This is a genomic window from Streptomyces maremycinicus, from assembly GCF_001184025.1.
GTDB classification, from domain to species: domain Bacteria; phylum Actinomycetota; class Actinomycetes; order Streptomycetales; family Streptomycetaceae; genus Streptomyces; species Streptomyces maremycinicus.
The window spans coordinates 169,375-186,603 of record NZ_BBYG01000020.1 but is presented as its reverse complement, the minus strand read 5'-3'; the positions used below and the strand labels follow the sequence as shown (position 1 = coordinate 186,603).

Below are 17,229 nucleotides of genomic sequence, written 5' to 3'. Positions count from 1 at the left end.
GCCAACCGGATGGCCGATGCACGCGAATCTCGGGGCGGAATCGCGGGCGGAGCCGAAGCGTTGGCCAGGGGTTATCCGGCGGAGGGTGGCCGACATTCGCCCCTTGACTGGCTCGATGGCCGCTGCCTACTCTCCGATATCGGCAATCTGCCGCCAGGGTGAGCAATCACCTCAGGGACCGAACCGGTTTGACATACCGGTGGAGCGTCCGTTTTACGGGGGAAAAACAATTGAAGCTTCACCCAGCCACGCCCATGGGCGTGGCCGTTCCACTGCTGCCCCGCATCCGGGGCGATCGGCCGTGATCCGTCATGACACGGGGGAATTCTTTTGAGCGACGACGGCGTGAAAACACGTCCGGATCCGTATTCCGGACCGTCATCCGGGCTGTCTTCCGGACCGGCTTCCGGGCCGGCTGCGAGACGGGCCTCCGGACCGCTTTCCGGACCGGCTTCCGGGCCACCCGTGACGGCGTCTGGGCCCGCCATGGAGGACCAGGTCAGAGCCGCGTGGGTCGAGGTGCTCGGGCACGACGACTTCGATGACGACACCCCCTTTCTCGAGGCGGGCGGTCACTCCCTGAAAGCCACGCAGGTGCTGATGCGGCTGCGCCGGCGGTTCGGCGTCCGGTTGCCCAACCGGTTGTTCTTCGACCACCCCACGGTGCGCGAACTGGCGGTGGCGGTGGAGCGTATCGCCGCCACCTCGCCCCGCCTGTAACCGGTCCCCGCCGCGTCGGGCGCCGGCATCGGACCGGTTCCGGACCGACGTCGACCTGACGTCGACTCCACGCCGCCTCCGTACCGCGTCCCTGCCCTTCACCATGCCCGGATCCATGCCGAGTCCACGCGGAGCCGAGTCTACGCGGAGTCCGGGTCGGCCATAGGCCGGCTCGATGTCCTCTCGGGGCGGCGCGGCAATGCGGGCGCGATGTCGGCCCGGCGTCGGCCCGGACCGGATCTCGGCATTCGACCGAAACAAGGAAGGCACTTCCCGTGACAGCTCCCCTTTCCCGTGACGGCCTCCGAGCGATGGGTGAAAGCGTTTTCCGTCCCGCCGAATGGCAGGGCGCCGCGCACACCCCGCTCGATGCCGACACCGCCTTCAACGGATTCATCTCCACACATGTCGTTTTCGCCCTGGAGCAATTGGGGCTGTTCGCCTGGTTCGACGAGGCCGACCGGCTCGACGTACCCCAGTACTGTTGGCGCCGGAAGCTGGATGAAAGGGTTTTCCGCCAGTTGGTGTCGGCGGCGGAGGCCTTCGGGTACCTCGACGTCCACGACGATCTGGTGACACCCACGCCGGCCTGGAGTGAACTCCGCCGGAAAATAGGGTTCTTCACCTGGGGCGTGGGCGGATACCACGAGGTTTTCGCCAACGCCGCGTCCATCGCGCGCGGGGAACGCGCTTTCGGCAAGGACGTGTTGCGGGACGAGGCCATGGTGGCGCTCGGTTCGGCCCAGGCCGACATGGCGCTGATGCGCAACCTGCTCGACGAGCAGATCGCCGCGCTCGACTTCTCCGTCATCGCCGACCTCGGCAGCGGGATCAGCGAGCGAGTGTGCCGCCTCGTCAAGTCCCGTCCCGGCGCCCGCGGTCTGGGCGTGGACATCAGCGCCTCGGCCACCGCGCTGGCGGCCGGGACCGTCGAGCGCCACGAGCTGGCCGACCGGGTCCAGCCGATCTGCGCCGACGTCCTCGACGTCCTCTTCCACGGCCGCCGCATCCAGGGCGCCGACCAGGTGGACGTCGCGATGAGCTTCATGTTCCTGCACGACCTGCTCGTCGACCCCACCACCCGCACGGACGTCATCCCGGCGCTGCGCAAGGCGTTCCCGCGCGCCCACACCTTCCTGCTCGCCGACACCACCGTCCGGCCGCGCGACGAGAAGGACACGCTGCCCGTCTTCTCCAGCGGCTTCGAGCTCGCCCACGCGCTGATGGGCGTCCCGATCTACACGCGCGAGGAGTACGAGAACCTCTTCCACGAGGGCGGGCTCCACCTGCGCCGTACGGTCCCCTTCGGCGCCCCGCACACCTACCTGTTCGTCCTGGAGGCCCAGTGACGAGCGAACGGCGTCCCGCCGACCCCGAGATCGTGGAGGGTCTGCCCATCCCCCTCGCCGTGGCCGGGCACCATCAGCCCGCGCCCTTCTACCTCACCGCGGACATGTTCGGCGGCCTGCCCGTGCAGCTCGCCGGCGGTGAACTCAGCACCCTGGTCGGCAAACCGGTCGCCGCGCCGCACACCCACCCCGTCGACGAGCTGTACCTGCTGGTCTCCCCGAACAAGGGCGGCGCCCGCATCGAGGTCCAACTCGACGGCAGACGCCATGAACTGCTCTCACCGGCCGTCATGCGGATCCCGGCCGGCAGCGAACACTGCTTCCTGACGCTCGAGGCGGAGGTCGGCAGCTACTGCTTCGGCATCCTCCTGGGGGACCGGCTGTGACCCCGGCCGCGGGCAAGACGTTCAACACGAGTATCGCCGGGGCCGACGACCTGATCCGGCTGCATCTGAGCGAGAGTCCGCACGGCGCCAGCAAGGCGGCGCTCCAGGCGGCCGAGCGGGAACTGGCCCGGGTCAACGTCTACCCGGACCCCGAGCGGCAGGAGCTGGTGCGGGCGCTCGCCGCGCACTGGGGTGTCGGGCCCGAGCACATCGCCGTCGCCAACGGCAGTGACGAACTCGTCCTGGCCACCGCCCTGACCCTCGGCGACCGGAACCTTCCCGGCCTCGTCACCGACGGGACGTTCCCCGGCTACCGGGCCTGTCTGGAGCTGCTCGGACGCGGCTGCACCGCCGTACCACCGGACGGCACCGCCGTCGACGTCGCCGGGTTCGCCGCGCGGCTGCCCGGACACGGGATCGGCTATCTGTGCAACCCGCACAACCCCAGCGGGGCGGCCCTCACCCGGCAGGAGCTGGCCGCGCTGGTCGAGGTCTCCGGGCGCAGCGGGGTCCCGCTGGTGTTCGACGAGGCGTACATGGAGTTCGCCGGCCCGGACGTCCCGCAGACCCGCGACCTGACGGCCGCCGGGGACGCGCCGGTCGTCGCGCTGCGCACCTTCTCCAAGGCCTACGGCCTGGCCGCGCTGCGCGTCGGCTACGCCGTCGGCCGGCCCGACCTGATCGCCGGGCTGCGGGGGACCCTGCGCGCCCTGCCCTTCAGCGTGAACCGGCTCGCGCAGGCGGCCGCGATCGCCGCCCTCGGCGACCCGGACTTCGTCGACGGGGTGCGCCGCTCCACCGCCGAGCGGCGGCGCTGGTTCGTCGGCGAGCTGGACCGCCGGGGCCGCGCCCATCTGCCCTCCGTGACCAACTTCGTCGCCGTCGCGGCCCGGGACTGCACCCGTGCGCAGGATCGTCTCGCCGCCGATTTCGGCATTCTCGTTCGCAATGCGGGGCTGTTCGGATTTCCCGGATACCTCCGCACGTCGCTCGGCGAGAAAAAGGACCTCGAACGGTTCCTCGACGCCCTCGACGAGATCGAGCAGAACCCCTGAATTCGCACCGGAACGCCCGGCGAACGACCGACCGAACGAGAACGACTGGAGGCTTTTGGTGTTCCGCCAAGACCCGTTGAACACGATCCTCGCCCTGGGCTCCGGGTTCACCCCCACCGCCGTGCGGGTGACCGCGACCCTGCGCCTGCCCGACCTGGTCGAGCAGGGGCACCGGACCGCGGCCGCCCTGGCCGCCGAGACCGGCACCGACGAGCAGTCCCTCGGCCGCGTCCTGCACTACGTCAGCCTCCTCGGCCTCTTCGAGGAGACCACCGACACCGCGACGCGGCAGCGGACGTACGAGCTCACCGACGTGGGCCGGGTCCTGCTCGGCGACCATCCGAGCAATCTGCGCCGCTGGCTGGACTACGAGGACCCCAGCCGGCCCATGGAGGCCCGCTTCGAACCGGCCGTCGGCCGGCTCATGGACGCCGTACGCACCGGTCTGCCGGTGTACGAGCAGGCGCACGGGCGGCCCTTCTGGAAGGACCTGGAGGCCCACCCCGACATCGAGAAGTCCTTCAACACGGGCATCGCCCGGATCGCGGACCGGCTGGTGCCGGAACTGGCCCGGATCTACGACTGGGCCTCGGTGGGGCATGTCGTGGACGTCGGCGGCGGCAACGGCTCCCTGCTGCTGAGGCTGCTCACCGAGCACCCCGCGCTGCGCGGCACCCTGCTGGAGCTGCCCAGCGTCATCGACGAGGCCGCCGGGGTCACCGCCCCGGTCGCCGACCGCTGCGCCCTGGTCGCGGGCAGCTTCTTCGAGCCGGTGCCGACCGGCGGCGACGTCTACCTGATCGCGAACACCCTGCACAACTGGAGCGACCGGGACGCGGCCCGCATCCTCGGCCGCTGCTCGGCGGCGCTCGCCCCCGGCGGGCGCGTGGTGGTCGTCGAGCGGCTGCTGGACAGCGGCAAGGACCCCGTGATGGCGAGCTATGCCGACCTGCTGATGCTGGTCCTGCTCGGCGGCCGCGAGCGCAGCATGGACGACCTGCGCGACCTCGGCGCCGGTGCCGGGCTCACCCTCACGGACGCCAGGAAGTTCGAGCTGCCCGGCCACTGGCTGGTCGAGTACACCAAAGAGGAGACCCGGTGAAGCGCTCGCTGAACCCGGACGAACCCAACGCCCTGCTCTCCTACGACTTCGACCGGGGCAGCAACTACGAGAACGTCCTGCATCTCACCGACGCCCTCGGCGCGCTGGTCCCGGAGAGCGAGACGGAACACCCCGACCAGCGCTTCTTCCAGGTCACCCACCTCATCACCGAGTACGCCTGGGTGCAGGTCCACTACGAGCTGCGCCGCGCGATCGGCCACCTCGACGAGGACCGGTACCACCAGGCGGTCCGCATGTTCGACCGGGCCACCGGGCTCAGCGAGGTGACCGTCCAGGCGGTGCGGCTGCTCACCGACCACCTGCCGCAGCACAGCCTGCTGATGATGCGCAACGCGCTGCCCGAGGACGCCACCGGCCTGGACTCGCCCGGCTACCGCAATCTGCGGCGGGTGGCCCGTCCGGTCTGGAAGGCCTACGAGCAGGCGGTGGAACGCGCCGGGCTGTCCCTCCAGGACGTGATCGCCCAGCAGGACGACGGCTACGACGGTCCGCGCTCGGCCGGGTCCCAGTCGCTGGCCCTGGTGCGCGAGGCGATGCTGCGGCTGGACGGCAGTGTCCTCGGCTGGAAGCAGCACCACCTGATCATGGTCTGGTCGCAGCTGGGCGGCCAGCCCGGGCTGCGCAAGGGCAACGAGGAGGGGGACGACGGGCTCGAGCTGCCGCAGAGCCTGGGCGGCCGGTCCCTGGCGACGCTGGAGGCACGCTCGCAGCTGGCGCTCTTCCCGGAGCTGTGGCGGGCGGCGGAGGACGCGTACTGGCTGCTCGGCACCCGGCACGACACCGATGCCCCGGTCCGCGGCGGCGGGAACGGCTGCCCGGTGCAGCACTGACACCGCCACCGCCACCGCCGTCGCTCCGGCATCACCCCATCAGGCACCGCCCTCCGGCGAGCGGGCCGCCGACCGGTCCCGGTCAGCGGCCCGCTCGCCGCTGCGCGGCCAGCTCCAGCAGCCGGCCCGTCACCGCCTCGAAGCGTTCGTGAAGGAAGAAGTGGCCGCCGGCGAAGGCCTCGCGGACGTGGCCGCGCCGGGTGTAGTGCCGCCAGCCGGCCATCACCCCGGGCGGGGTGTCCGCGTCACCGTCGCCGTACCAGGTGACGAGATCGCTCGGCAGGGGCCGCGGCTCGGGGTCCGGGCGGTGCCCCGCGAGCAGCGCGAGGTCGCCGCGGACGACCGGCACGAACTGGTGCCGCATCGGTGACCGGCGTACCTGCGCCGGGATCCGGCCGTTGTCCGCGAGCGCGTCGAGCAGGGCGTCGTCGCCCAGGCCGAGCAGGGGGCCGTACGAGGAGGTGCCGAGCAGATGGGGCGGCCGGGCGGCGGCGACCACCACGAACTCGGGCGCGGGGCGGCCCAGGTCGTGCAGGGCGAGCGCCGTCTCGTAGGCGAGCAGGGCGCCCATGCTGTGCCCGAGGAGCGCGTACCGGCCGGGCGGGTCCAGCCGGACGGCGAGGTCCGTGGCGGCCGCCCGCAGGCTGGCCGCCCGCGGCTCCCGGGAGCGCAGGCCCTTGCCCGCGATCTCCAGCGGCTCGGCGCACAGCCCGGCCGGCAGCTCGCGCCGCCAGCGCACGAAGCTGCGCGCGGAGCCGCCGGCGTGCGGGACGCAGAACAGGGTGAGCGGTTCGGGGCCCGTCACTTGTGGTGCTCGCCCGCGCGCAGCGGCTGGATCCGGACCGTCACCGGCAGCTCGTTACGGGTCAGCAGCGACCGCAGGTGCCGGCGCATCTGCGCCTCGGAGGGCGGTACGGCGTCGTCGACGAAGACATCGAGTTCGAGGACGGCGGAGTCGTCGTCCACGACGGCGATCCTGGTCGCGGCACGGACCACCCCGGGCAGTGACTCGGCGGCCCGGCGCACCGTCGCCGTCGACACCTTCTCGCCGCGCACCATCGCGAAGTCCGACGATCGGCCGTGCACGTAGACGTACCCGTCGTCGTCGACGTGCCCGATGTCGCCGGTGGCCAGCAGGCCGGGCTCGATCAGGTCGCCGCGCTTGGACGGCGCGGGTTCGCCGACCCGCCTGCGGTAGACGGTGTCGGAGCGCACGAGCAGTTCGCGCTCGCCGGTGTCGGTGGGCCGGGTGAGCACCTCGACGCCGTCCAACGGCACCCCCACCGAACCGTGCCGGTGCGGGGGCTCCCGGTGGGCGGCGAGGGTGGACACCCGCGGGCCGGCCTCGGTCAGCCCGTAGGTGATGTACAGACCGAGCTCGGGGTTGAGTTTCAGCAGGCGGGAGACGTACGACGGGTCGAGCGCCTGTCCGCCCACGGTCAGTGTGCGCAGCGGCGCGGGCAGTTCGCCGCCCGCGGTGACGACGGACTTGACCAGGCTCGGGGTGAGCGAGGAGAGGGTGACGCCCCGGCCGGCGACCGTGGCCAGGTAGTCGGCGACCGAGAACGGCGGGCCGGCCATGACCAGCCGCGAGCCGTGCACGAGGCCGCCGAGCACCTGGGCGACCAGCGCGTAGGAGTAGTAGACGGGCAGGCTGACCAGGGTGGTGTCGGCGGCGCGCTGGCCGAGCGACCGGCCGTGGCGGCGGGCGTTGCGCAGCAGGGCGTCGAGGCCGTGCAGACAGCCGGTGGCCATGCCGGAGGTGCCCGAGCTCATCAGGATGACGTGGCCGGGCCCGTGGTGCCGATACGGCCGGCCGGTGAAGAGGCCGAGGTCGGCGCCGCCGGTGCGGGTGACGTCGGTGACGCCGTACGCGTCGGGCCGGATCGCCGCCCGGACCAGAGCGCAGGCGCCCAGCTCGCGGGCCACCTCGCGGACCCGGGACACCGGGGTGGACGGGGAGAGCAGCACCGGGGTGTGCCCGGCCAGCGCGACGGCGAAGAAGAACCGCAGTGCCCGGATGCCGTTCGGCAGCGCGATGACGACGACGGCGCCGGGCGGGGCCGGCAGGGCCGCGAACCGGTCGACCAGGGCGGGCAGCCCGGCCGGGCCTCCCGCGTCCTCGGTGGGGGACAGATCCTCGACGCGGCCCAGGAAGTCGGCGACGACACCGGGGTCGAGAAGCGGATCGGCCGTCCACTCCAGGTCCGCGGACGCCGAGCGCGCTGACGTCGTGCTCGGTACAGGCGCGTTCCGCGGGCCGGTGTTCTGCGAGGCGGTGCTCTGCGGGGTGGTGTTCTGCGAGGTCATGTTCTCCGGGGCCTCCGCGTGGGCGTCGGCCCACTGACGACCAGGCAGTGCGCCCGGTGCTTGCCTTCGTCGTCGACTTCGTGGGTGACGACCAGGACGTGTGCGGCGCTCGGCGGGTCGCCGAGCAGCCAGTCCCCGCACAGGGCTCTGGTGAGCGGTACGGCCGGGGCGAGGGGCATGGGCAGCATCGACACCGGCCCGTGGAAGCCGAACGCCGAGCAGACGACGCCGACGAGCGAGCCCGCACCTGCGCCCGCGAACCGCATGGGGGAGACCCGGCCGCGCGGGACGGACTCGGCGACCGCGCGCAGGGTGTGGCGGGTGGCCCGCTCGCTCACCCCGACGACCCCGACCTCCCCGGGGCGGCTCGGCGCGGCGTCGCCGCAGTTCTCCAGGGCCTCCGCCACGGCCTCGGCCATCAGCCAGGCCACCGGATCGGCGTAGACCCCGGGGACCCGGCGCCCGACCGTGCCCGGGTCGTCGGCCTCGACCAGGGCGGAGCCGGTGATCACGGCTCCCGGGGGGCACCACCGGGCCGGGTTCACGCGGCACTCCCGGTCACGGTCCGCGGTTCGCCGGCCGCCAGCAGCAGACAGGTGTTGAAGCCGCCGAAGCCCAGGGTGAGGCTGATGCCGAGGGAGCCGGTGAACTCCCGGGGGCCGTCCGTGGCCAGTGCCAGGGACAGTTCCGGCATGACGGTGCGGGTGTGCGGGAGCGGGGGCACGGTGCCGTGCCGCAGCGCGAGGAGCAGGGCGATGGCCTCCAGGGCGCCGGTGGCGCCGAGGGTGTGGCCGAGGGCCGGTTTGGTGGCGAACACGAGCGCCTCCGACTCCGGGCCGAAGACGGTGCCGTAGCAGGCCGCCTCCGCGGTGTCGTTGGCGCGGGTGCCGGTTCCGTGGGCGTTGATCACCGCGATGTCCCGGGTGTCGGCCCCGCCCCTGGCCAGAGCCCGCCGGACGGCGAGGACCGCGCCGGCCCCGGTCTCGTCGGGGGCGGTGGGGCCGGTGCCGTCGTTGGACGCGCCCCAGCCGCGCAGCTCGCCCAGGATCCGGGCGCCGCGCGCCGTGGCCGCCGCCCTGGTCTCCAGCAGCAGGAAGCCGGCGCCCTCGCCGAAGAGGGTGCCGTCGCGGTCGGTGTCGAAGGGGCGGACGGTGCCGGACGCCGCGAGGGTGCCGAGCGCCCGGTGTCCGAGGAGCTTGCCCTCGGTGAGCAGGTCGATGCCGCCGCACAGACAGCGTTCCGCCCCGCCGCCGGTGAGCAGGGCCGCGCCGGCCGCGAGGGCGTCGGCGCCGGAGGAGCAGGCGGTGCTCACCGAGGCGGAACCGGGCACGCCCAGCCGCGTGGCGACGGCGGACGTCAGGGCGTGCGGCGAGATCTCGGCGGCGTCGTCCAGATGCGGGCCGAGGCTGCTGCCGAGCACCAGGGTGTCCACGTCCCCGGCCGGGCAGCCGGCGTCGCGCAGGGCGGCGGTCGCGGTGGTGACGGCGAGCGCGATCTGGCGCTCGGACGGAGGCCGGGCCGGGCCGTCGTCCGTCAGCAGGGCGGCGGGCGGACGGCCGTCACCCGTCGACTCCCGGATGCCGACGCGGCCGTCCGTCAGCTGCTGCCACACCTCGTCGAGGCCGTCACCCAGTGCTGTGGTCCAGCCCATTCCGGTGATGCACACGGCCCGATCACGGTCGGCCCTGCTGAAACCCCCCAATTAAATCCCCCCGGTGTTCCGATAAACGCTCTGAGCGAAGCTCTGTGCGGCCCGCGTGACCCCGATTTGCCGATCGAAATTCTATTTGCATACAGCAATCGTATTTTAACGAAGGAGTTCTGGAGTGGCAAGGGACGCAGGCTTCGCGCTCACACCGGCGCCTGCCAGGTCACTGTCGTCCCGTCGCCCCCGTCGCCCCCGTCGCCCCCGTCGCCCCCGTCGCCCCCGTCGCCCCCGTCGCCCCCGTCGCCCCCGTCGCCCCCGTCGCCCCCGTCGCTCCCCGTGCGCCCGTCGTCGGAGACCGTGAGCCGTACGCCCGCCCGGCCGTCGGACAGGGTGGCCGTCGCGTCGATCACCACCTCGATCCGGGAGACGCCCGGGCGGCCGGACGCGGCGGTCAGCGCACGGCGCAGGGCGGTGAGGAGGTGTCCGGCGGTCCGCTCCGGGATGCGGCTCTCGACCGGGCCGCTGAACCGGGTGGACGGTTGGAAGCCGAGCAGGGCGGCCGCGCCCGCCGTCTCGCGCAGCACCCGGCCGCGGAAGGTCGTCGGCGCCTCGGCGGGCGGCTGCTGGAGCGCGAAGATCGTCGTCCGGATCTCCTGGACGGTCGACTCGAGTTCGTCCACCGCTCTGCCGAGCGTCTCGTCGACCCGGCGGTCGGTCTCACGCGTGGTCCTGCGCCGGGCCGCCTGGAGCATCATCCCGGTGGCGAACAGCCGTTGGACGACGAGGTCGTGCAGGTCGCGGGCGATCCGGTCGCGGTCCTCGAAGACGGCGAGGCGCTCGCGGCGGTGCCGGGCGTCGGCGAGGACCAGGGCGACCGCGGCCTGCGAGGCGAACTGGACGGCCAGCAGCTTCTCGACCTCGGTGTACGGGAGGTCGCCGCGCCGGCGGGGGAGGGCGAGGGTGCCGATGAGCTGTCCGCCGGCCTGGAGCGGCAGCATCATGCTGGGGCCGAAGCGGTGCCGGACGTGGGTCGTCATCCGGGGGTCGGTCGCCGAGTCGTCGATGAACACCGGTTCACCGCCCAGTAGTTGGACGAGAACGGGACTGCCCGGCCGGATGGTGGCACCGACGATGTCACCGGGATCACCGGCGGCACCGGTGCCGCCGGTGCCGGGAGGACCGGTGCCGGGATCGCCGGGGGCGCCGGGGTCGGGATCGCCGAAAGCGGCGGCGACGGTGTCGGGCGGGCCCGGGTCGGGAGCGCCGGTGGTGGCGATGACGATCTCCATGCCGCCGTCCTCGGTGCGCTGGAGGACGATGCCCGCGGCGGCGTCGGCGAGGTGGCGGGCCCGTTCGGCGACCGTGAGCAGCGCGTCGTCGCTCTCGCCGGTGAGCAGCGCGGTGGTGACGGCGGCGGCACCCTCGATCCAGCGCTCGCGCCGGCGGGCCGCCTCGTACCGGCGGGCGTTGCCGATGGCGAGACCGGCCCGGGCGGCGAGGAGGCGCAGGAGCCGGACGTCCTCGGCGGTGAACTCCCGCCCGCCGCCCTCCTTCCCGGCCACCAGGAGCCGGCCGAACGGCTCGCCGTCCACGTCGACCGGCAGCTCCCGCGTGCCCGGCCCGAGGGACGGCCCGGGAGACGGCCCGGGGGACGGCCCGCCGGGGTGGATGCCCGAGTGGATGCCGGTGCGGATGCCGGAGTGGGTGCCGGTGCGGTCCTCCCGGCCGGGGCCGGCCGTGGTGAGGATCGCGTACCGGGCGCCGGTCAGCTCGACGGCGGCGTCCACGAGGTGCTGGAGGGCCGCGCGCAGTTCGGGCTCGGAGCCGACGCCCAGGACGGAGTGCGGGAGGGGCGGCAGACCGCTCACGGTGGCCGGCGGCCTGGCTCAGGCGCCCAGCGGGTCCAGCGTCAGCGGCTCGATCTTGCCCTCCAGCATGGCGCCCAGGCCCTGTGCGGCGCAGATGTCGGGCCGTTCCGCGATGTGCACCGGCATGCCGGTGGCCTGACGCAGCATCTGGTCGAAGCCCGGCAGCAGCGCGGAACCGCCGACCATCATGATCCCGCGGTCCGCGAGGTCGGCGACCAGGTCGGGCGGGCACTCGCGCAGCACCCTGCCGATGCCGTCGAGCACGGCGGTCAGCGGGGTCTCGATGGCGTCCCGCACGGCCGCGGTGTCGACCCGCACGGAACGGGCCAGGCCGGTGGCGACGTCCCGCCCGTGGATCTCGGTGGACGCGGGGCCCTGCGAGGTGAGCCCGTTGCCGGAGAGGGCGACCTGCAAGGGCCGGACGGACTGGCTGGGCAGCATCAACTCGTGCTCGTGGCGCAGATGCTGGACGATCGCGTGGTCCACGGCCTCACCGCCCACCGGGATCCGCTCGGCGGTCACGATCGAGCCGAGGGAGAGGACGGCGACCTGGGTGGCGGCCGCCCCGCACACCATGATCATGGTGGCCTCGGGACGTTCGACGGGCAGCCCGCAGCCGACGGCGGCGGCGATCAGGGTGTCGACGAGTTCCACGCGGCGGGCGCCGAGACCCACCAGCGTCTCGATCGCGGCGCGCTGGGCGAGCGGGTCGGCGTCGTGCGGGGTGCAGGCGGCGGCGCGCAGGAACGGCTTGCGGCGCAGCTGCCGGCGGATCTTGTCGCCGAGCAGGTGGCGCAGCATGCGCTGGGCCATCTCGATGTCGACGACCGTGCCGCCGGAGACCGGGCGCACGACACGGATGTAGTGCGGCGTGCGCCCGGTCATCTTCTCGGCGAACTCGCCGACCGCGATCAGCGCGCCGGTGCGGGTGTTCACGGCGGCGGCGGACGGCTGGTCGACGACGAGTCCGGCCCCCTTCACGTACACCCGCGTCCGCGCCGCTCCCAGGTCGACGGCGAAGTGGCAGCGGCGCAGCTGCTCCAGACTGGCGGTCATGGCAGGTCCTCCCGAGAGCACAGACCGTGGGGGCTCGCCGGGCCGGCGGGCCTCTCGTGCGGGGGCCGCCGGGCGGTCGGCCTCCTTCGCATGGTGCGGGGGCGGGAAGGCGGCCGCCCTTTCAGGTGGGCCGGGCGGGGTGCGCCCGAACGGGGGTTTCCCCTATAGAGGTTTTGTCTCACATGTCCAAAGTAAGTATGAAATACAGTCGGGCCGGGGAGGCGCGCGGCCGGATCAGCCGAAGATGCCCCGCCCCGGCCCGGGGACCGCCCGATCCGGGGACGGCTCAGAGCGTGCGGGCCGCCTCCAGCACCGGGGTGAGCGAGGGGACCACCGCGTCGCACCCCGCCCCGAGCAGCGCCTGCTCGGCGGTGGGATTGCGCGCGAGGCCGAGGAAACGCAGACCCGCGGCCCGGGCGGCGGCGAGTTCGGCGAGCGTGGAGCCGATGAGGACGCCGGTGGCGGCGGGCGCGCCGAGCGGCCGCAGGGCGTGCAGCAGACGGTGCGGGTTCGGGGTGAGCAGGGTGAGGTCGTCGTCCCGGCCGTGGACGCCGGCCGGCAGCGGAAGCCGGTGGTTCTCCAGATGGCGGTGGACGGCCGCCGCGCAGACGTCCGTGGCCACCCCGACCCGGCGCCCGGAGTCGTGCAGGGTGCGCACGAGGACGACGGAGTGGTGGGTGGTGGGCGCGTCCGGGACGGCGCTCAGCTCCAGCCGGTCGAGACGGTCCCGCAGCAGCGGGCCTAGCCGGTCCTGGGCGAAGGCCCGCAGTACGTCCAGCGGGTGGACGAACAGCTCCCGGCGCGCGGCGCCCGGGTCGCCCACCGGACGGCCCGCCAGAGCGTCCTCGGGGTCGCGGTGTTCGGCGACGAGTGCCAGCAGGTCGAGGGCGGCCGCACGGGCGGTCGTCGCCGTGAACAGCCGGGTCAGCGGACCGTCGAAGCCGAACAGCACGGTCTCGGCGTCGGCGAGCAGCTCCCGGAGCGGGCGCGTGGCGGTACCGGCCGGCCGGCGCACCTCGGGGGGCGGCGCGTAGTCCGGCGCGAGGGTCACCGAGCAGGTCACCGCCAGACCCGGCACCGGCCACCTGCCGAGCTGGGAGTTGACGGCCCGCTGCGCGCCGGCCGCCCGGCGGACGGAGTGGCGGCGGGTGATCTGCGAGCCCGTCGCCAGCAGATGCGCCAGCAGCCGCCGGCTCACGCCCGTGGGCTCCGCCCGCACGAACGCCACCGGGTCCTCGACCCGCCAGGTCAGCTCGACGGCGGCGGTGAAGGCGCCCTTCCCCGAGCTGGGCAGGGAGATCCGGTCGACGGCGTGCTGCGGGGTCAGGTCGACCTCGTAGTACGCCGCCGGGCGCGGCGGGCGGCCCTCGTAGGGCAGGACGGGGTCGAGGAGGGTGAGCGGGCTGTCGGGGCCGGTGTGCACGATCGCGGTGCGACCCGGCGCGGGGATGCCCAGCTGGCGCAGGTCGCGGGTGAGGAAGGGGCCGCGCACCGGGGCCCCGGCGTCGTGCGGGCCGCCTCCCGCTCCCGTCGCGCCCTCCTCCGGTGGCAGCGGGCAGTACCAGGCGGGTGGCGGGGCGTCCGGGGCGTCGCCGAACAGGGGCCGGAAACGGTGCGGTCCCGAGGCGGCGGAGCTCTCGGCGAACGCCGCGTAGAGGGCCGGGGGGACGGTGAGCAGGACCGGGGCGGCGCTCCGCGGGGGCGCGGGCGGCGCGGGAGACTCCGGCCCGTCCAGGAACGTCACCCGCAGAGGCGGTTGTCCGGCCGGCCCGGCGAGCGGACCGGGGAGCCCGCGCAGGGCGGCGGCGAGCACCGGCAGCAGATACGCCTCGGGCCGGATCCGGACGGCATACCCGTTCCCGCGGACGTGGACCTCGTACTGCTGGGGCGTGAGATCGCCCCGCGCGAGCACCTCGTGCACGGCGTACTCGAGCGTGATCCGGGTCTCGGGACGGGCCCCGAGATCGGCGTCGACCTCGAAGAGCAGCACAGCCCCCGCCTCGACCCCGCCCCCCGACGACACACCCTCCGCCGCACCGGCCTCGGCCCCGTCCACCGCCGACGGCCCGGCCTGCGGCGCACCGGCTTCGGGCCCGCTCGCTTCCGGTGTCTCGGGCGCCGGTGTCTCGGGCGCCGGGGTGTCGGGCGTCGGGGTGTCGGTCTCCGGGAGGCGGGGGGAGCCGCCGAGTCTGTGCACCGTTTCCGCGCTCACCGTCGCGAAGGCGCCGGTGGTGGCGTCGGGCGGGCCGGTCCGTGCGCGGAACTCGCCCGTCACGCGGCCCGCTTGCTCGTCGATCAACCCGCCGATGCGATCGAGGAGTTCGCGGGTGCGGCCGCGGGTCGTGCGCGGCAGGGTGCGCAGCAGCAGGTCGCGTACGCCGGGGCGGAAGTCGTACGAACCGGGCGGGCCCGGGACGGTGGTCAGCATGCCGCTGAGGATCACCTCGGCCAGGTGCTGGGGGCGCGGGTCGCGGTTCACGGCACGTTGGACGAGGCGCATCACGGGAACCGAGGGAACGGCCAGGGCCAGGTGGCCGGCCAGCCGGAAGGCCTCCCGGGAGGCGGTGGCGCGGAACCGGAGCACCAGGTCCTGGGCGGGCAGGTCGGCCGGGTCGGCGGACTCCTGCCCGGCGGATCCGGGCGGGGCGGGGACCGGTGGCAGCCAGGCCACCGCCCCCGGCGTGCGTGCGCCGCCCGGACTCGCGACGAGCGCCGCCCAGTTGGCAAGCCAGGGCGCGCCCGGTTCCAGGACGGGGAGCGGGAGGGCCGCGCCGGGCCGGGGCGCGGCCTCCGGGTCGTACGGGGTGAACGTGAGCCCGGAGAGCGGTGCCGCCCGGTTCGCGCAGGAGAGCAGACCCGGCTCGGCCGGCAGGGCCGTCGTGGGCCACAGGTGCTCCGGGAGCGGCTGTACGACGGCCAGCGGCATCCGGGTCGCCCAGTGCCGCAGGGTCCGGTACCAGCGCTCGCCCGCCGGGCCGGGGCGCCACTGCGGGCCCGTGCAGTCGCTCACGATCAGGGCGACCGTCCGCCCGTCCGCCGGGTCGGGCACCTGCCGGGCCGCGCCGTCGGGCGTGGCCGGGTACGGGGTGACCGTCCGGAAGACGCCCGACTGGGCCAGGACGGTGTGCAGTTCACGGACGAGGGGCCGCCAGACCGGCATCGTCGGCCCGGTGTCGTGGACGAGGAGAAGGCGCAGCCAGCGCTCGCGCGCGGGACGCAGGACGGGCAGCCAGACGTCCGGGTGGGCGCCCAGCCGCGCGATGCGGTCGGCCGTCGCCCGCTCGTCGAGGAGGCGGGCGCGCGTCGAGGGCACCGTGCGCTTCAGCGGGCGCAGGGCCCGCTGGAGGGCGAGGGGGTGCGGGAGCATCGGAGGCGCGGGCGCGAGGACGGGACGGTCCCCGGCGTCCCCGGCGTCCCCGCTCCCGGAACCCGGACCGGAACCGGCCGTGGACGCGGGTGTGGGCAGGTGGAGGGGGACACGGTCGGCGGGTGCGGGAGGCGGTGCGGGGGCCGCGGATCCCGGCGGGTCACCGCCCTCCGGGCGGTCGGTCGCGTCCCCGGGCGTGCCGCCCGCCGTGTCGCCGGGCGGGCCGTCGGACGCGTAGCCGGTGCCCCGACCGGCCCGCGCGCCCGTCGCGTCCGGTGGTGACGGCTCCGCCGGATCGCTCGACAGCTCCGCGAGCCACAGCAGTTCGGCCAGCTCGCGAGGGGTGGGCGTGGTGTCCGTCGCGGCCGTCAGCAGCGCGGTCAGCCGGTCCAGGGCGGACAGGTCACCCCCCGGTGACTCCTCAGAAGCCATCGCCGTCCGCCGTGGCGCCGAGATACGGCATCAGTCGCTCCGCCAGTGCGTCGCGGGAGTCGGCGTCCAGTCCGGCGACTCCGGTGAGGTAGAGCGCGTTCAGCAGCTGGTCGGTGGCGAGTTCGCCGTCGGCGGCGCGGGCCAGGAAGCGGTCGATGAGGTGTTCCGCCTCGCGCGCCGGGGTGTCGAGGTGGGCCCGGACGATCTCGGTGAGCTGCTCGCGGCCGGGGCGGCGCAGCTTCAGCCGGACACAGCGGCGCAGGAAGGCGGGCGGGAACTCACGCTCGCCGTTGCTGGTGAGCACGACGAACGGGAAGGCACGGCAGCGCACCCGGCCCCGGGTGACGGCGACCGGATCGTCCGAGCCGTCGGCCAGCACCCCGGCGGTGACGTCCTCGGCGGAGTGCCGGGCCGCGCGCATGAGTTCGGGGATGTCGTACTGGCCTTCCTCCAGGACGTTCAGCAGGTCGTTGGGCAGGTCGAGGTCGCTCTTGTCGATCTCGTCGACGAGGAGCGCGCGCGGCCGCTCGTAGGGCAGCAGGGCGGTGCCGAGAGGGCCGAGGCGCAGATGGTCCTCGACCCCGCCCCCGGCGTCCCCGTCCCGCCCGTCCCGTCCGTCTCGCGCGTCCCGTTCGCGCAGTGCCGCCTGCCGGGCCGCGTACAGCCGGGACAGCGGGTCGTACTGGTAGAGGCCGTCGGCCAGCGTGGAGCGGCTGGTGATGTTCCAGCGCAGCACCGGGCCGAGACCCAGCTCGCGCGCCACCGCGTACGCCAGCGAGGACTTCCCGGTGCCGGGCGGGCCGGTGACCAGCAGCGGGCGGCGCAGCACCAGGGCCGCGTTGACGAGTTCGACGCTCTCCGGGGTGGCGACGTACGAGCGGGCGCGGTGCACGCGGTCGGGGGAGACGGCCGCCTCGTCGTCGGCGTCCCGGGGCGGTGGTACGACGGGTTCGCCGTCGAACGCCCGCCAGGGCGGCGGCGCGGGCAGCCGGTCGATGCCGTCGTGCGGCTCGCTGTTCCCGGTGTAGACGGACCAGTGCGGCATGGTTCTCCGAAACTCTGGTGTGACTCGTGGGGCTCGTGCG

General features: G+C 74.3%; 14 protein-coding genes. 6 read left to right on the top strand and 8 right to left on the bottom strand.

Translation table 11 applies throughout. The features are described from left to right. Positions 1–486 precede the first annotated feature (486 nt). The 6 genes from AOQ37_RS31325 (at position 487) to AOQ37_RS31300 (ending at position 5,463) form a co-directional block, all read left to right on the top strand. Positions 487–720 (top strand): acyl carrier protein, encoded by a 234-nt coding sequence (locus tag AOQ37_RS31325; RefSeq protein ID WP_062649326.1) that lies wholly within the window; start codon positions 487–489, stop codon positions 718–720. Positions 721–1,031: 311 nt separating this feature from the next. Continuing rightward, complete coding sequence (locus tag AOQ37_RS31320; RefSeq protein ID WP_062649325.1) at positions 1,032–2,069, top strand: class I SAM-dependent methyltransferase; 1,038 nt, start codon at positions 1,032–1,034, stop codon at positions 2,067–2,069. After that, complete coding sequence (locus tag AOQ37_RS31315) at positions 2,066–2,455, top strand: cupin domain-containing protein (RefSeq protein WP_062649323.1); 390 nt, start codon at positions 2,066–2,068, stop codon at positions 2,453–2,455. Before AOQ37_RS31320 ends, AOQ37_RS31315 begins: the two co-directional genes overlap by 4 nt. Next, positions 2,452–3,510 carry a pyridoxal phosphate-dependent aminotransferase gene (locus AOQ37_RS31310; protein WP_062649321.1) on the top strand — a complete coding sequence of 353 codons (1,059 nt, stop codon included), beginning with the start codon at positions 2,452–2,454 and terminating at the stop codon, positions 3,508–3,510. The genes AOQ37_RS31315 and AOQ37_RS31310 overlap by 4 nt, the downstream gene beginning before the upstream one ends. A 58-nt stretch (positions 3,511–3,568) precedes the next feature. Next, positions 3,569–4,612, top strand: a complete 1,044-nt coding sequence (locus AOQ37_RS31305; protein WP_159401392.1) for a methyltransferase — start codon at positions 3,569–3,571, stop codon at positions 4,610–4,612. Further along, positions 4,609–5,463 (top strand): hypothetical protein, encoded by an 855-nt coding sequence (locus tag AOQ37_RS31300; RefSeq protein ID WP_062649317.1) that lies wholly within the window; start codon positions 4,609–4,611, stop codon positions 5,461–5,463. Before AOQ37_RS31305 ends, AOQ37_RS31300 begins: the two co-directional genes overlap by 4 nt. An 82-nt stretch (positions 5,464–5,545) precedes the next feature. Here the strand turns inward: AOQ37_RS31300 and AOQ37_RS31295 are convergent, their stop codons facing one another. The 8 genes from AOQ37_RS31295 to AOQ37_RS31260 form a co-directional block, all read right to left on the bottom strand. Next, on the bottom strand, positions 5,546–6,268 hold the full coding sequence (locus AOQ37_RS31295; protein WP_062649315.1) for a thioesterase II family protein: 723 nt from the start codon (positions 6,266–6,268) through the stop codon (positions 5,546–5,548). Then, a complete protein-coding gene (amcH, locus tag AOQ37_RS31290; RefSeq protein ID WP_062649313.1) occupies positions 6,265–7,773 on the bottom strand; it encodes an adenylate-forming 2-oxoglutaryl-ACP ligase AmcH in 1,509 nt (502 codons plus the stop codon). The genes AOQ37_RS31295 and amcH overlap by 4 nt, the downstream gene beginning before the upstream one ends. Beyond that, on the bottom strand, positions 7,770–8,285 hold the full coding sequence (gene amcG / locus AOQ37_RS31285) for a cispentacin moiety biosynthesis protein AmcG (RefSeq protein WP_062649311.1): 516 nt from the start codon (positions 8,283–8,285) through the stop codon (positions 7,770–7,772). Before amcG ends, amcH begins: the two co-directional genes overlap by 4 nt. 29 nt (positions 8,286–8,314) lie before the next feature. After that, positions 8,315–9,439: a cispentacin biosynthesis acyltransferase subunit AmcF gene (amcF, locus tag AOQ37_RS31280; RefSeq protein WP_159401391.1), complete on the bottom strand. Its 1,125-nt coding sequence runs from the start codon at positions 9,437–9,439 to the stop codon at positions 8,315–8,317. A gap of 185 nt (positions 9,440–9,624) precedes the next feature. Next, positions 9,625–11,289, bottom strand: a complete 1,665-nt coding sequence (locus AOQ37_RS31275) for a GAF domain-containing sensor histidine kinase (RefSeq protein ID WP_062649307.1) — start codon at positions 11,287–11,289, stop codon at positions 9,625–9,627. A gap of 18 nt (positions 11,290–11,307) precedes the next feature. Continuing rightward, the gene (locus tag AOQ37_RS31270) at positions 11,308–12,345 is read right to left on the bottom strand and encodes a rod shape-determining protein (RefSeq protein ID WP_062649305.1); all 1,038 of its coding nucleotides are present in this window, start codon (positions 12,343–12,345) and stop codon (positions 11,308–11,310) included. A 286-nt stretch (positions 12,346–12,631) separates the two neighbouring features. Next, the gene (locus AOQ37_RS40930) at positions 12,632–16,144 is read right to left on the bottom strand and encodes an SAV_2336 N-terminal domain-related protein (protein WP_062649304.1); all 3,513 of its coding nucleotides are present in this window, start codon (positions 16,142–16,144) and stop codon (positions 12,632–12,634) included. After that, complete coding sequence (locus AOQ37_RS31260) at positions 16,134–17,189, bottom strand: AAA family ATPase (protein ID WP_062649302.1); 1,056 nt, start codon at positions 17,187–17,189, stop codon at positions 16,134–16,136. Before AOQ37_RS31260 ends, AOQ37_RS40930 begins: the two co-directional genes overlap by 11 nt. Between the last annotated feature and the right edge of the window lie 40 nt (positions 17,190–17,229).